This window comes from Streptomyces sp. NPDC058674 (assembly GCF_042716505.1).
Classification (GTDB): domain Bacteria; phylum Actinomycetota; class Actinomycetes; order Streptomycetales; family Streptomycetaceae; genus Streptomyces.
Genome location: NZ_JBHXSC010000017.1, coordinates 90,223 through 105,432, shown reverse-complemented (window position 1 = coordinate 105,432; position 15,210 = coordinate 90,223). Strand labels below are relative to the sequence as shown.

Genomic DNA, 15,210 nt, shown 5'->3' with positions numbered 1-15,210 from the left:
CAGATGCTCGGCCACGTAGTCACGGACGTCATCACGGACCGTGTCCGCGTCCCAGGACGCCCGGGACAGCAAGTGCTGCAAACCGTGCGGAGTGGGATCCCCGGCCCACTCCGCGATCGTCCAGCAGTTCTTGCGCGGCAGGTCCGCCAGCAGACCGAGCACCAGCCGCCCGGCCCGGCGCCGGGGTTCAACCCGTGCGAAGCGGCCCGCGATCCGGTCCGTCAGGGCCTCGAACGCACCCCGCCAACGGGTGGGATCTATGCTGTGACCTGCGGCCACCGTCTCTTCGTCAGTCCACACAACTCACGATGATCAACGGTGGCCGCACCTGTGTCCGCACAGGCCCTGACCAGCGAGATCACTGTCCATGTGCCTGCTGGCTAGACTCGACTCAGGGGACATCTCAAGGACGGAGATGACTCCATGCCCGCCATCCTCTTCGTCCGGATCACATCCGGACTCGATGCGCAGGAGTTCGAGCGGCGCCTCCTGGAGCGGCGGCCCCGCTTCCGTGACGTACCCGGTCTCCTGCAGAAGGTCTACGGCCGCGACAGCGCAACCGGCGACGTGTGCGGCATCTACTTCTTCGAGAGCCGCGAGGCGCTCGACGCGTTCCGAGAGACCGAGCTCGCCCGCACTATCCCTGCCGCGTACGAAGCCGTCGAGGTACGCCGCGAGGTGTACGAGGTGCTCTATTCGCTGCGGCCCGACCGGGGGCCCTTCGCCGAGTCCGGCCACCCGGCGGACACGACAACGTGACCCGCCGACGACTAACGCGACCGCACCAGACCGAGCCCGTGCCGGCCACTACCAGCGCCAAGCAGCCCAACAACCGCAAAGATCACGATCTACAGCTGGAGTACTAGTCGATCAATGAGCGATTCTTCGACAGTGATCCGTATGCATTCGAGCGCCGAGGAATAATTCCGAAGGCGCTCCCGTGCGCGGGTGGTACGTGTAGAACCTCCCACATGGAACCTACAACTGTAGGCATCGCAACGGTCAGGAGTATAGGGAAGCTTGGCGCAGCTGCCCTTACTCGTTACAAGCCAGCCGGCGTTGCGCGGGTTGGAAGCGCGGAAGACCGCGCGCAGGCGTACAGGCGCCTGCTCGACGCAGCCGGACACCATCGTCTTGTGCTGACGGTTAGTGATCAACTTGACGCTGTTGCTGCCTCGAGGCACCCGCTAGCTCGGGAAGTTACGCGCGACACCATGACGACAGGGAGCGAGCTTCTCTGCGCCGTGCAAGGGGTGCAGCTCTGTGCGCCTGATTACGTGATCGCCGCAGCCCAGGAGATGGCTCAGGCGATCTCGGATCGGAATGCCGACCGCTATCCAGACTGTTTCGTCACCTTCCTCAATGCCGCGCGGTACGACTTGGACTACAACCCAAAGCGCTGGCAGGTGTGGAGGAGGCGCAAGGGCGCGAAATTCAACCAGCATCCCCCGATGCTCACAAGAGGGCGAACTGAAGAAGATCCACCTCTGCCTGACTGATGGGGCAATGCCAGCCCTGGCCGACAGGCGGGGTGTGAGCTGGTCTCAGTTTTGGGCTCGGCTGAGGGTGGATCCGTGGCTGTGCATGGACGCCCGCTGGTGTCCGGGACGCACTCTGAGCTGCGGGTTCGAACTCGTCGCAGACATGTGTGGATGCCTGCGGAAGCCGATCGGACAACTCGTAATGCGTAGGTCTCGGGTTCGAATCCCGAAGGCGGCTCGGATTAGCCCCAGGACTCACTCGCCGTGACCTGGGGCTTTTTCATGCCCCGATCAATCGGGGCCGGAACGCGATGATCTTCGCGCCGTCCTGCGTGCCCATTGCGTGCCCGTTCTGCTGAGCTGGTACGGGTGTGACCTCGACCGTATCCTCGACCGGAGCGGCGACCTGAACGGGCCGCCGTACGGAACCCCTCGGCACCATGGCGGCCGTTGCCTCGGCGGCATCGCGTGCAGCCGGATCGGCGGCAGACCGGACAGTGCGATAAACCGCTTGAACTGGTCGGTCAACCACCCGGGATGAATCCACTCGCCGTTTTCCTGGGTGAACATTCGGCCCGTGTCCTGCCACGCCTCGCGCCTTCGAGGCGCTCGGCTCCCCGATTGGCCCGATGCGCTTCGAGCACCTCAACGGTGTACTCGTCGAGCGAGATGATCCCCTCGCCGCTGTCCGTCTTGGGCGCCGACTCGACGACTCCCAACCGTCCTGCACGACCTGTGTCGCGACCGTGAGCTCACCTCGAACGGCACTCCCCGGGCCGGATCGAGCACGGGCTCTACGAGGGATCGCAGGACGGGCTCGGCGTACGGGTGCCGCTCACCGAGCACCCCGATGTCGCCGCGCTCGCCGCGCTCGCCGACTCGCTCGGCCCCGAGGGCGACGCGATCGAGACCGGTATCGACCTGCTGACCGCCGCGTGCGGTGTCGGCGACCATGAGCACAGGTGGCTCGGCGACCAACAGATCAGCGCTTGCGGTGGCGATGTCACCGGGCAGGGGAATGTGTAGCCGTTGATCGGGCACCCCGGGCTGCTCGGCCCGGTCGCGCCCCCACAGCCGACGGCGGCCGTCGCGGCGCTGCTGCTGGTTGAGGTTGACGTTCGCGAGCTTGTCGCGGTCGCCGGATACCAAGCATCGTCGACCCGCAGCTCGGCATGGTGTCAGGCGAGGGCCGGCGGCGGCCACGGCGCGCCGTTGTCAGGCAGCGGCACAGCTCACCTCCCTTGATCGCGGCTGAGCGTTTTCCTCAGCCAGTGCGCGTGGATGGGCGGTCGCAAAATCCCGGTGAAGCCTGTCCCGCGGATGCCACAGTGGTACGCGGGGCGCGACGATCTCTGCCGTGGAGCTAAAGGCAGCAACCCCTCAGCGATGCCGTGGCGAGTGGGAATAAGTGATGAATTCGGAACATTTCGGCTGGAAGCCCCTGTCTCGCCGTGACATCTCGACACGGGATGTGACTCTGCTCGAAGGGGTGTCGGATCACCTGTTGCTCCCGCTGAAAACCTGGCTCGCCGACTACTTGAGAGACAGCTCGGAAGTTATGGGGCGGGTTGCTCTCCAGTTGCACGTTGCCCTGGACACCCCCGACCCTGAGAAGCTTGTCGAGACGATCTCTGTCAAAGAGCGCTCGCATCTCCTTGATGCTGTTGACGCCGCGCTTCACCTCGACAAGGGGCTGTGGTGGGAGCTGGACGTCACCGGTCCCGAGCGCGCGATGGAAGCAGGTTTGGCCCCGTGGATTCCCGATTACAGGTGGCCGAAGGGAAGCAAAGTCGCGGCGGTCGAGAGGCTCGATGACATGCTCGCGGACGCCGGCTCGGCCTTTGAAGTCGACTGGCGTCAGCGGTGCTTGCGCCGCAGAGTCGATGCCACGGTAACCGCTGCTGTCGAGCAGGCAATCAGCATGGATGCCGGAAGGCACCTTGAGGCAGCATGGGCCGCAACTTACGGACGCCACCCCGATCCGTCCAAGGCTTACGACGAGGCAGTACGGGCCGTCGAGGCCGCAGCCATCCCGGTTGTATTGCCGAAAAGCACACAGGACAGCCTCGGCAAGGTTCTAGCTCACCTCAGAGACGCGGCCAGCAAGTGGGAACTGGCGATCGAGGGGAGGAATGGCGGTGATGTTACTCCGGTGAGGGAGATGATCAGTCTCCTTTGGAAGGGCCATGTTGCCCGGCACCCTGGCAGTCCAGGCTTTCGTAGGCAGCGTCAAGATGAGGCCCAGATGGCGGTTCATCTTGCCGCATCATTGGTGCACTGGTTCACGACTGGAGCGATCCGGCGGCGAGATGTCGGGTGAGTGCAAGGCTCCATGCGCGGTCAGGCCCACCCGCGCACAGAGTCACCGGACGCACCTATCTGCACAGCTACTTGGTCAGTCTCATTCGTTGCGATGTGGCACTGCACGGATTCGCCGATGGCGGTCGCCGCGGCGAATACAGCTGAACTGACCTGCATGGCATTGACCCAGGCATCCCACGTAGGGAAGATCGCGGCCCTCGGGTCCAGCAGGCAGCGCCCCTTGGCGAGCGTGAGCGTGCTGTGCAGGGCATCACCCAGCCTGGTGGAGCCCTCCTCCAGACCCTCCATCAGCTCCTGTGCATCCTCCTGGCGCACGGCGATTCCCTCTTCCGCGTGCCCCGTGGGAAAGGGGTGACGGGTGATGAGCGAGACCAACATGACCTTCGTTGAATGGCTTGGCGTGCGTTCCCCGGCTCGTACTGCGTACGGGCCATCTCAAGTGCGACACATCAGATGGCGCCGGTTAGAGGGCGGAGACCACCTGCACCGCCAGGACCTCGACCTTGAGAGGGGCTCGCCCCTGCCCGGGGTGGCGTGCAAGGAGGCGTCGGCGTCCGGTTTTGCGGGTTCGTGTCCGGGGTCTTTTCGACTGTGGCTTCGTCGCCGCGCTGGAAGACGCCGCCGTCTTCCTGGTACAGGTTGCCGTCACCGTCGAGGTACTCCGCCCGGCTGTCGTCGAAGGGCAGCTTGACCGTGTCCGGGGGCAGAGTGGCGGCGCCTCGGGGAGTTTGATGTTGACGTCGGGGAGCCCCCCGCCATGACATCACAAATATTCGAGATGCCCGCGCCGGGCCCTCGAAGACGTACGTCATCGGGTCCACGACCCTGCCCACTCGGTCAGGGGTACAGCGGGCCGGTCGGCGGCAACCGTGTACGCCGTGGATTGCGTGGGGAGTTCTACGTGGGGAACTCTCCTGCCCACGTGGCCTTCAGCAAATGCTTCGGCAGGTATTCGGATTCGACCTCGATGGGGAAGCCGGCGTCGTGGGCCAGGCAAGCCATGGCCAGCGGGGCCAGGGCCACCCATCCGTAGCAGGAATCGGCACGTTCCTGGTCGGCGGTCCAGTACGCCTTGTGGGCGCGGAGGGCCTCTTCGAGCGAGTGGTTGAACTGCTCGTGTTCGCCGGTGGCTCGTCGGCGGAGCAGGTCCATCGCGGGCCAGGCGATCTGTGAGACGTGGTCGGGGGCGATGAGGGAGGGTACGTCGGGGTCGGTCCCGGCGGCCGCCTCCACGAGCTTGTCGGCGAAGTCCGGGCGGCCCAGCCAGTAGGACTGGAGGGTCTCGATCCACGCGTAGGTGTACTCGTTGTAGACGGCTCCCGATTCGCGCAGTTTCGCCGCCGGGACGTGGCACAGCGCCGTGATGCGCTCCGCGTTGCGGCAGATGACCGCCAGGTAGAACGAGGTGGTCCAGGTCCCGGCATCCACGAACGGTTCGGGATCGGTGAACGCCGGCACCGTGCGGGTCTCGTGGTGGATGAGGCATTCCACGGTGGGTTCAGGTGTCGTGGCGGCGGCGAAAATGGCCGAGCCGCACTGCATGGCCGCGACCCAGGCCTCCCACGACTCCAGCCACGAGGCGGTGGGGTCGAGCGCGGACCGTTCACAGGCCGCGACGAAGGCCGTTGACATCGCGTTCTCCAGGGCGAAGGGCGCCTTGTGGATCCTGTCGAGCAGCATCGTCATGTGTTCGGGCAGGGAGGGCTCCCGGCCCGGAAGGTCCTGCCGGGAGATGCTGTGACGGGATACGACGGTAGCCACTAGCTCTGGCCCTCTTCCTTGAAGATCTTGAAGTACTGGAGTTCGCCTCCAGCATAGGTGCCCGAATGGTGCTTTGCCTGAACCATTACGTACTGGACCTTTTCATCCAGTAGCGCGATGCGCAGCTTGATTGCAAGTTCCCTGTCCCGGCCGCCGCGCCCGTACATCTCGCTCACAATCGTCTGTGCGTATTCGAGGGTTCCCTGTCTCACCATTTTCTCCTCGTGGGCACCAGCGCCCTGCCGCCAGCCAAGTCGTCCATCCGGCGCTTTTGCCTCGACGATCAAATAGTCGCCGTTCTTGAGCTCGTACAACTGGTCGAAGGCGCGGGAGCCATTCGCAGTGCTGGGGAGATCTCTGACCTCCACGGCCCCGGGGAACACTTCTGGAATGACGTGGAGTCGGGCCGAGCCCTCGCCCAATTTCTCGCCGACCTTGGTGTTGACCGGAGTGTCGCCGAAGGCGTCCTTTGCCGCCTGCAGTGCGGCCGCTGTTTCCGCTGTCGGGTTGGCCTTGTGGGCCCGATCGGCAGCTCCGAGCTCCGTATATTCCTTGTGTTTCGAGGCGAGCCGGTCGAGTTCCGTCGATCGTTCGAGGCTGAGATTCTTGAGTGTGGGTGTTTCGGGCTGAAGGCGAAATTGCTCGCCCGGTCCGTACGGCAGATTGCTGGTGGATTCGAGTTTTCCGTTGCCGACGTCCTTCAATATGGGAAGGTACTGGCCATCGACGATCTCGTCGGCGTGCCGCCGGTGGTTGGCGGCGTCGTAGTAGGTTTCGCGCCAGACGGGGTCCTCGTTGGCGAGTCGGACATGCTCGTCCTGGACGGCCTTGGCTTCCGCGGGGCTGCGGGGGACCAGTTGGTCTTCCGGGTCCGCGTTCCGCCCTGCGTCTGCCGCGTCGTCGGCAGTCCGGGCCGTGTCGTCCACACCTCCTGTGCCGCCGGTGCCGCCTGTGCCGCCTGTGCCGCCGGTGCCGCCCGTGCCTCCCGAGCCCGGGCCGTCCGGGTGGGTGGCGCCGGTGCCCGGGGTGTCCGTGTGGGTGGCGGCCGTGGACGGGGTGTCCGGGTGGCTGGTCGGGGACGGGGTGTCGCCGCCGCGCGAGGGCTGGTTCAGGTCGTTGCGCGGCAGGTTGTCCGGGGCGTGGCCGCCGGGGGTGCCGGGGTCGCCCGTGCGGCCCGTGGGGGTGTTGTCGAAGCCGCCCGGGCCGGGCGTGACGTTGTCCAGGGTGTGGAGCGGGGCGGAGATGTCGGAGCCGAGGCGGATGGCGTTGTCGCTGCCGCGGACGCCCGCTCCGACCAGTTCGCGCTCCGGGACCCTGGCGGTGGCCGGAGTGTCCGGCTTCGGGGCGTCGGTGCGCGGTACGTCCGCGCCGTCGGTCTTCCCGGGTTCCTGCTTGGCGGCCGTTCCGCTCTGCTCGAGAGAGCCGTCTGCCCGGTAGATGTTGCCGTCGATGTCCATGAACCGCGACGCGCCGTCCCCCGGCAGCTTCACCGTGCCCGACGGGAAGGTCGTCGTGCCCTCGGGCAGCTTGATGTTCCCGTCCGGGAGCTTGACCGCGCCCTCCGGGACCGCAGCGCCGGAGGGGAGGTGGATCGCGCCGTCCGGCAGCACGACCGCGCCGTCGGGCAGCGCGACCGCGCCGTCCACGTCGATCCTGGGGATCTCGACGTTGCCCAGGCCCTTCAGCCCGGCCATCACGTCGCCCATCTTCGAGAAGCCCGCGCCGGCGCCCTTGAACATGTACGTCACCGGGTCGATGGCCCGGCCGGCCTTGCCCGCGAACGACAGGGTCTTGGCGACCGCACCGGCCTTGCCGGCGCCGGCGACCGCGCCGCCCGCGCCGCCGGTGAACACCGTGGTCAGGACGTTGAAGGTGACCGCGCCCGCCGCCCGGGAGGGGTTGGTACCCCACTGGTCCCAGGCCACCAGGGCCTTGCCCGTCTCCTTCATCGCCGTACGCGAGTCACGGATCCAGGACGGCAGCTGCTTGTCGTCCGCCATCCAGAACGCCGCCCCGACCCCGGGCACCGACGTGATCGCCAGGCCCGTCGCGAGCTTCGCCAGGCCCGTCCAGGCCTGCCCGGCCGCGTCCCAGCCGCTGAAGCCCACCAGCGTGCCCAGGCCCTTGATGGTGCCCCACACGCCGTCGACGATGACGCCCTTGCCGAAGTCGTAGGCGTGCTCCCACACCTGCCAGGCCGGGACCGACTCCTCCACCGCGTCGCCCCACGGCAGGGACTTGGCCTGCTTGAGGGCCTCGGCGTCGTAGCCGTACATGTCCTTGCCGTTGGAGCCGTCGTTCGTCTTCAGCGGGGTGCCGCCGACCAGCGCGACGATCTTCGCGTGGGCGGCCTTCTCCACCGCCTGGAACTGCGCCCACACCTCGGCGATCTCGTTGCGGCGATCGAGGTTCTCCTCGATCAGATCGCCGTCCTCACGCCACTTCTCGTCCTTGTCCGTCTTCGTGCGGAACGCCGCGGCCTCCCGCTTGAGGTCCTCCAGCCTCCGCTTCAACGGCTCCGCGTCCCGCGCGTAGGTCCCCAGCGCGCCCGCGATGGTGCACATGTCGGTGCTGATCTTCAGACCGAGGTCGGCGACCGGCTTGGTCGTCGCGAACAGCTGGTCCGCCTCCGGCGCCCGGTAGAAGGCCTGCAGGCCCCCGAAGCTGGAGTGGACGTCGCTCGTCGCGGTCGAGACCTTCGCCCCGCCCGCCGAGATCGCCTTCACCTTCGTGTCCAGCAGCTGGAGGTCTCCGGTGAAGACCGGCACCTCCGCCGGATCGACCGGCGCGTTCCCGCTCACTTCCTGCCCCCCGGCTGCTCGCGCAGGACGTCGAGGTTCATGGCGCGCGCCGCGTCCTGCGCGTGCTTGGCGGCCTCCAGGTCCCCTTCGAGGTACTCGTTGGTCGCCTTCACCGCGCCCAGCACGCAGGCCTCGATCCGCTTGGCCATCGACTCCAGCTCCGTCTTGCGCCCTTCCAGGTACTGGCTCAGCGCGGCGCCCACCGGCCCCGTCGCCTTCTGCGACAACGGAGCCCTGCCCGGCGCCACCGGGCCCTGCAGGGGGGTCGACGCCTGGGAGCCCGGCACGGCCGTACCGGCTGCCTGCGCCGCCACCGCCATGTCCGCCACCAGGGCGTTCAGAGCCTTCTCCAGCTCACCGGCGTGCGTGCCGACGGTCTTCAACTGGCTCTGCACGCCCTGCGGTTTGATGTCCCACGACGTCATCGACTATCCCCCCGTGTACCTGCTGCCCACTGCCCTGCCCCGGCCGGCTCGGCCGCCCTGCCGAACGGCCGGATCGGCCTTGCTCAGCCGATGTTGTCGACCGCGGCCCGCGCCCGGGCGAGCGTCTGCTGGGCCGTGCTGTCGTTCTTCTCCAGCGTCGTGTTCAGCAGGTTGATGATGTTCTTGACCTCCTGCGACGCGTTCGTCCAGCGCAGCTCCTTGGCGTGGTAGTCGTCCGCCACGCCGTCCGCCGCGAAGTCCGACATCGCGGCCTTCACCTGCGCGTCACGCGCCGCGATCACCTGCTCCAGCTGGCCGATCACGACCTTGATGTTGCCCTGGGCCTCCGTCGAAGCGCCCACGTCATACGAACGACGGTCCGTACCACCAGCCATCACACACCACTCCCCGTGAGGTCAGCGGCCCGAGAACCGGGCCGCGTCGAAGTTCGCAGCGGACATCTGCGTCTTGGCGTTCTCGCCCTGCTCCTGGTCGCCCGAACCGAAGGCCTGCTCCATGCCCGACTGGCCGCCCAGGATCGCGGCCAGCGAGGCGTTCAGCTCCTTGGTGATCGCGTCGGAACGCAACTTGAAGGAGTCGAACGCGACCTTGCCGGAGCCGTTGAACTTGCCCTCCAGCGGCTGCGCGGCGTTCAGCAGCAGCTGGATCAGGGTCCCCAGATCCGTGCTGGAATTGCGCGACCCCGACATCAGGCTCGTCAGAACCTGCGTGCCCATGTCGAACTTCATTCCGCTCCCCCGCTCCCTCGAACGATCAAAAGTATCTCTACTTCTATCAACTCACATCGCTGTTGCAACCAGCAACCTGCTTCCTGTGACAAAGGCCTGACAAACCGCCGGGTTCCTTCACGAGCCCTTCAGGTGCCGCACCAGGCGCTCGAAGTCGCTCCACCCCGACAGGTCGGACGGATCTCCCGGCAGCGCGTAGTAGAAGGCCGGACGGGCCTTCGGTCCCAGCGCGAGCGGCTGTTGCGCCAGCGGCGTCCGCCGGGCGCGGTCGTCCGGCAGGGCGTGGGCCTCCTCCGCGCCGAGGACGAAGGCCAGCGGTACGCCGGGCCCCTCGAAGCGCGGCGGCACCGCCAGGTCCCGCCGTGCTTTGCGGAGTTGTACGAGCATCGACTGGAGGTGGTGGCGGGTGGCGAGCACCTCCGCCGCCCGCGTCAGCGCCTCCAGCGGCGGCTCCTCGTCCGCCCCGTAGCCGAAGGCCACGGTGACGTCCTCCTCGACGCCGGCCTTCGTACGGGTGATGCGGACCGTCGCGTGAGCGGGCCGCTCCGGGCTGCCGACCACCACGAACCAGCTCGGCTCGGGCGCCCGCGCGAAGGCGGTGTCCGTCAGCCGGGCCGGCGACCACGGCAGGTTCGCGGGCTCCGCGCTGCCCCAGCCGGCCGGGGGTCCGCCGGTGAGCTCGCACCACAGCGCCTCCAGAGCGCCGCCGAGGACCAGCCGCTCGTCGGCGGGGCGGACCGTGCGGAAGGTGACGGCCAGCTGCCGCTCCCCGGTGTCCGCGAACTCCCGGAACGCGGCCGCCACCGGGGTGTCCGGGTCGTCCTCGGTGGCGCCCGGCGAGGCCACCGGGGCGAACATGCCCTCCTGCCAGCGCAGCACCGCCCCCGAGCGGCCGTCGTAGTAGCCCTCCTGTTCGTCCTGCACGACCCAGCGCGAGGGCCAGCCGGGCAGGCTGTCCCGTACGGCCGGGGAGAGCGTCGCCCCCGCCGGGCTGACGATCTGCAGGCCGCGCTCCGCGGCGGCGACGGCCCGGAAGGCGTCGGAGAGCCAGGCCGTCATCGCGACCACGGGCCGGTCGGTGATGACGACGGCGACCTTGTCGGTGAGGACGTCGACGGCCGGCTGCGCGGCGGCGGGCGCCGGCGCCAGGCCGACCCCCTCGGACGCGACCACGGCGAGCGACAGCGCGGCCTCGGGCGGCCAGACCGTGCCGCCCGCGAGCGCGGCGACCCGGGCGGCGAAGGTGCCGGCGAGCCGCTCGGCCTCCGCGACACCGGTCGTGGCGCGGGCCTCCGTCCACCAGAAGGGGACGGGCGGCGCCGCGGCTCCGAAAAGCCGCTCGGCCTCGCCGGCCACCTGGACGAGCAGCGGCGCCTCGACGGAGACCAGCGGCCGGCCCGACGCGTCGCAGAGCTGCACGACCGCTCCCTCGCCCGCCGTGTTCACCAGCTTGTCGGGTCCTCCGGAGAGCAGGCCCGCGAGGATGCTCCAGGGGTCGGGCATCCGCGGGGTGAGGGCTACGACGTCCTTGGTCATGGGGCGTGCGGTCCTTCGGTCGGTCGGGGGAGCCGGCGCTCGCGCGCGGACGGCCACTGGGGCGGACGGGCGGTCACTCGGGGGCGGTGGCCGGTCATGAGGGCGGGCGGTCACTCGGGGCGTCGGTCGTTCGGGGCATCGGTCGTTCGGGGCGTCGCTCACGCCGGCGTGTGGACGGTCTGGATCAGGCGGGGGGACTGGCCCCGGCGCACGAGGACACCGCGCCCGGCGGGCTGCTGGGAGGCGTACACCCCCGGGAACAGCTGGCCTTCGCTCCGGTCTCCCGCCATGACGACCGCCGAGGCCCCCGATTCGCGCAGGCCCTGCACCAGCGGCTCGTACATCCCGCGCGAGGCGCCCGCGACGCGGCGCGTCAGGACGAAGTGCAGGCCGATGTCGACCGCCGACGGGATGTACGGCAGGAACGGCGCCAGCGGCGACTGCCCCGCGGTGGTGAGCACGTCGTAGTCGTCGACGAGCACCACGATCCGCGGCCCGCCGCCCCAGCTGCCCGGCTCCAGGTCCTCCAGCCGCGCGGCGTCGTCGGGCAGCCGCTTCTCCAGCTCGGTGGCGATGCCGGCGGCCAGCCCCGCGCACATCTTGGCGTTGTACGCGTACCCGCCGTTGAACTCCTCGGGGACCACGCCGCGCAGGCTGCGCCGCGGGTCCATGATCGCGAAGACGAGCTCGTCCTCGCCGTGGCGCTCGATGAGGCCGGCGGCGATCGTCTTCAGCAGGTTCGTCTTGCCGCACTCGCTGTCCCCCATGACCAGCAGGTGCTGGTCGTGGTGGAACAGGTCGAGGAGCACGGGAGCCAGCGCGCCCTGGTCGAGGCCGATCGGCACCCGTACGGGCTCGGCCACCGGGCCCGGCAGCAGGTGCGGCTCCAGCAGGTGCGGCAGCACCCGTACCGGCTGGGCGGCCTCGCCGCTCCAGGTGGCGCGGATCGTACGGGCCGTGCGCTCCAGGACGGCGCCCAGCTCGGCGGCGTCGGCGAGCCCGTCGGTGCGGGGCAGCGCCACCTGCGCGAAGAGCTTGCCGTCGGTCAGGACGCGGCCCGGTTCGTCGGGCGAGAGGGTCTCGGCCAGCTTGCGCTCGATGCTGGACTCGCTGGGGTCGTTGAGGCGCAGCTCGACGCGGGTGCCGAAGTTCGACTGGGTGGCGATGCGGACGTCGTTCCAGCGGAGCATGCCCGCGACGACGTGGATGCCGTAGCCGCCGCCGCGCTTGAGGATGTCGACGACGGCGTCGTCGAGCTCCTCGAAGTCGTCGCGCAGCGCGCCGAAGCCGTCGATGACGAGGACGATCTCGGCGGAGGCCAGCCGGGGCAGCCGGCCGGCCGCGTGCAGGGTGCGCAGCTGTTCGACGGAGTCGATGCCGTGCTCGCGGAAGAGGTCCTCGCGGGTCGCGAGCATGTTCCGGACCTCTTCGACGGTGCGGGCCGCGCGCTCGCGGTCGGCGCGGCCCGCGATCCCGCCGACGTGCGGCAGGCCCGCCAGGGCCTGGAGGCCGCCGCCGACGAGGTCGAGGCCGTAGACGCCGACCTCCTGCGGCGTGTGCGTCAGCGCGAGGGAGAGGACGAGGGTGCGCAGCAGGGTGGTCTTGCCGGACTGCGGGCCGCCGATGACGGCGGCGTGGCCGCCGGCGACGGTGAGGTCCAGGTACCACTCGCCCTGCCACTGCCGGGTCGGGTCGTCGAGGAGGCCGAGCGGCACGCAGAGCCGTCCGCGCCGCTTGGCGAGCTGCATGCCGCGGGCGCCCACGTCGAGGGGCCCGGCCACCGAGTCCAGTGACATCCCGCCGGGCAGCGGGGGCAGCCAGATGCGGCGCACCGGCGCGGCGGCGTGCTCCAGCTGCTCGACGACGACGCCCATCTCGGTCGGTCCGGTCTCGCGGCGGCGGGCCGCGGGCTCGGGGGCGCCGGTGCCCTGGGGTTCGGACAGGGTGTTGAAGGCCTCGTACTCCAGGGCGAGGGGGCCGAGGTCCTCGGCTTCGGCGCGCTGGACGGGTCCCCGGTAGGCCCCGGACACGTAGCTCGCCTTGAACCGCTCGTAGTGGCTGGTGTCGACCTTGAGGTAGCCGAAGCCGGGGAGCGGCGGGAGGTGGAAGGCGTCGGTGGTGTCCAGGACCGTGCGGGACTCGTCGGCGGAGAAGGTGCGCAGGCCCAGGCGGTAGGAGAGGTAGGTGTCGAGGCCCTTGAGCTTGCCGCCCTCGATGCGCTGGCTGGAGAGCAGCAGGTGCACGCCGATGGAGCGGCCGATCCGTCCGATGGACAGGAACAGGTCGATGAAGTCGGGTTTGGCGGTGAGGAGTTCGCCGAACTCGTCGATGACGACGAAGAGGTGGGGGAGCGGGTCGAGGTCGGGCCGGCGCTCGGCGCGCAAGGCTGTGTAGTCGCCGATGTCGGCGATGTTGCCCGCGTCCTTGAGGACTTGCTGGCGGCGCTTGACCTCGCCGGCCAGGGAGGCGTGGACGCGCTCGACCAGCCCCGCCTGGTTCTCCAGGTTGGTGATGACTCCGGCGACGTGCGGGAGGTCCGCGAACGGGGCGAAGGTGGCGCCGCCCTTGTAGTCGACGAGGACGAGGGCGAGGTCCTCCGGCGGGTGGGTGGCGACCAGGGCGAGGACCAGGGTGCGCAGCAGCTCGGACTTCCCGGAGCCGGTGGCGCCGACGCACAGGCCGTGCGGGCCCATGCCCAGCTCGGAGGATTCCTTGAGGTCCAGCAGCACCGGCTGGTGGGAGTCGCTGACGCCGATGGGGACGCGCAGGAAGGCGCGTTCGCCGCGCGGGGCCCACAGGGCCGCCAGGTCCAGCCGGGCGACGTCGTCGATGCCGAGCAGGTCGGCGAAGTCGACGGGCCCGGACAGGGGGGCGTCGATGAGGGACTCGGCGGACAGGCGCAGTGGGGCGAGCATCCGGGCCAGGCCCTCGGCGAAGGGGATGCCGACCTCGTCGACGGTGCCGTGCGCACTGACGGGCTCGTCCTGGCGCAGGTCCTCGATCAGCACCCGGTCGCCGTCGACGGTGATCCGTACGCCGACGTGTCCGGGCTCCTGGATTCGCTGCTCCAGCAGGTGGAGGACGGTGACGCCCATCTCGCGCAGGCCGACCGCGTCGTCGGGGCGGGGCAGTTCGACGGCGTCCTCACCGTGTCCGTCGGCGACGACGAGCAGCCGGGACGTCATGGACAGGGCGTCCTTGCCGGCGAGTCCGCGGCGCACCTCGGCGGCGTAGGAGGCGCGGCGGCGCAGCTCCGGGCCGATCTGCCGGGAGAGCTGGGCCGCGGAGGGGGCGATGCGGCGTGCGGCGACGGGGCCGTCGAGCTGCTCGGTGTCGAGGAGGTGGGGCATCCACTTGGCCCACTCCCAGTCGGCGAGCCGGTCGCCGGGCACGGCCAGCGCGATCGCGACGTCGTCGGGGGCGTGCAGGGCGGCGGCCTGGACCAGCAGGGCGCGGGCGACGCGCAGGCAGTCCTCGCGGGGGCCGACGACGCTGATGTCGCCCACCCGGTCGAGCGGGACGGTGAGGGGGAGCTCGGTGCCGTTGCGGAAGCGGGCGGTCAGCGCGGAGGCCTCGTTGAGCATGAAGAGGTCGGGCGGGGTGAGGACGGTCGAGCCCTGTTCGCCGATCCGCAGGTCCCGTACGGGCATCTCGCCGGTGCCGACGCGCACGCGCAGGAAGTCCCCGTCGACGCGGCGGCGCTCCCACAGCCGGGCCGGGTCGCGGACGATGTCGTACAGGGCGTGCGGCGGCGGGTTGAGCACGTCGGCATGCTCGCCGCGCTCGCGCTCCTCGGCGGCGAGTTCCTCGCGGAGGTCCTCCAGGTAGGCGAGGTAGGCCTCGCGCTGGGTGCGGCGGGTGCGCTGGGCCTTGCCGCGCTGGGAGAACACCAGCCCGAGGGACCCGACGATGGTGACGACGAGGATCAGTGCGCCGAGCACGGCGAACTGGCTGTTGCGGACGACCGTCATCATCACGACGGACGACATGACCCCGGCCACGGGCAGCAGCGACATCGCGATGTTGCCCGCCTTGCCCTCGGGGAGGTTGGGCGGGGCCTCGATGGTGCGCGCGGCGGAGGCGGCCGGCGGTTTGACGGTCCTGGCCGGGCGGTGGATCAGTCGGGTGCTCATCG

Annotated in this window: 13 protein-coding genes; 4 read left to right on the top strand and 9 right to left on the bottom strand. The window is 69.6% G+C overall.

Going from position 1 to position 15,210, the window contains the following annotated elements:
* Positions 1–261, bottom strand: a 261-nt coding sequence (locus tag ACFWU6_RS12105; protein WP_383980666.1) for a transposase, incomplete at its 3' end; no start/stop codon positions are given.
* A 162-nt stretch (positions 262–423) separates the two neighbouring features.
* On the opposite strand from ACFWU6_RS12105, the gene ACFWU6_RS12100 reads away from it, so the two are divergent.
* The 4 genes from ACFWU6_RS12100 to ACFWU6_RS12085 all read left to right on the top strand — a co-directional run bounded on the left by ACFWU6_RS12100 (position 424) and on the right by ACFWU6_RS12085 (position 3,801).
* A complete protein-coding gene (locus ACFWU6_RS12100; protein WP_383980664.1) occupies positions 424–759 on the top strand; it encodes a YdhR family protein in 336 nt (111 codons plus the stop codon).
* 455 nt (positions 760–1,214) lie between these two features.
* Positions 1,215–1,499, top strand: coding sequence for a hypothetical protein (locus ACFWU6_RS12095; protein ID WP_383980662.1), 285 nt, complete (start codon positions 1,215–1,217; stop codon positions 1,497–1,499).
* Positions 1,500–2,309: 810 nt separating this feature from the next.
* The gene (locus ACFWU6_RS12090) at positions 2,310–2,507 is read left to right on the top strand and encodes a hypothetical protein (RefSeq protein ID WP_383980660.1); all 198 of its coding nucleotides are present in this window, start codon (positions 2,310–2,312) and stop codon (positions 2,505–2,507) included.
* Positions 2,508–2,892: 385 nt separating this feature from the next.
* On the top strand, positions 2,893–3,801 hold the full coding sequence (locus tag ACFWU6_RS12085; RefSeq protein WP_383980658.1) for a hypothetical protein: 909 nt from the start codon (positions 2,893–2,895) through the stop codon (positions 3,799–3,801).
* A gap of 20 nt (positions 3,802–3,821) precedes the next feature.
* Here the strand turns inward: ACFWU6_RS12085 and ACFWU6_RS12080 are convergent, their stop codons facing one another.
* The 8 genes from ACFWU6_RS12080 to eccCa all read right to left on the bottom strand — a co-directional run bounded on the left by ACFWU6_RS12080 (position 3,822) and on the right by eccCa (position 15,208).
* On the bottom strand, positions 3,822–4,181 hold the full coding sequence (locus ACFWU6_RS12080; RefSeq protein ID WP_383980656.1) for a hypothetical protein: 360 nt from the start codon (positions 4,179–4,181) through the stop codon (positions 3,822–3,824).
* A 519-nt stretch (positions 4,182–4,700) separates the two neighbouring features.
* Entirely contained in the window at positions 4,701–5,564 is an 864-nt protein-coding gene (locus ACFWU6_RS12075) for an immunity 49 family protein (RefSeq protein WP_383980654.1), read from the bottom strand.
* Positions 5,564–8,365, bottom strand: coding sequence for a hypothetical protein (locus ACFWU6_RS12070; protein ID WP_383980652.1), 2,802 nt, complete (start codon positions 8,363–8,365; stop codon positions 5,564–5,566). Before ACFWU6_RS12070 ends, ACFWU6_RS12075 begins: the two co-directional genes overlap by 1 nt.
* Complete coding sequence (locus ACFWU6_RS12065) at positions 8,362–8,790, bottom strand: DUF6507 family protein (RefSeq protein WP_383980650.1); 429 nt, start codon at positions 8,788–8,790, stop codon at positions 8,362–8,364. The genes ACFWU6_RS12070 and ACFWU6_RS12065 overlap by 4 nt, the downstream gene beginning before the upstream one ends.
* A gap of 83 nt (positions 8,791–8,873) precedes the next feature.
* The gene (locus tag ACFWU6_RS12060) at positions 8,874–9,185 is read right to left on the bottom strand and encodes a pore-forming ESAT-6 family protein (RefSeq protein ID WP_383798382.1); all 312 of its coding nucleotides are present in this window, start codon (positions 9,183–9,185) and stop codon (positions 8,874–8,876) included.
* A gap of 21 nt (positions 9,186–9,206) precedes the next feature.
* Positions 9,207–9,539 carry a hypothetical protein gene (locus ACFWU6_RS12055; protein ID WP_383798385.1) on the bottom strand — a complete coding sequence of 111 codons (333 nt, stop codon included), beginning with the start codon at positions 9,537–9,539 and terminating at the stop codon, positions 9,207–9,209.
* Between the two features lie 117 nt (positions 9,540–9,656).
* A complete protein-coding gene (locus tag ACFWU6_RS12050) occupies positions 9,657–11,075 on the bottom strand; it encodes a DUF6177 family protein (RefSeq protein WP_383980648.1) in 1,419 nt (472 codons plus the stop codon).
* 158 nt (positions 11,076–11,233) lie between these two features.
* A complete protein-coding gene (eccCa, locus tag ACFWU6_RS12045; RefSeq protein WP_383980646.1) occupies positions 11,234–15,208 on the bottom strand; it encodes a type VII secretion protein EccCa in 3,975 nt (1,324 codons plus the stop codon).
* Between the last annotated feature and the right edge of the window lie 2 nt (positions 15,209–15,210).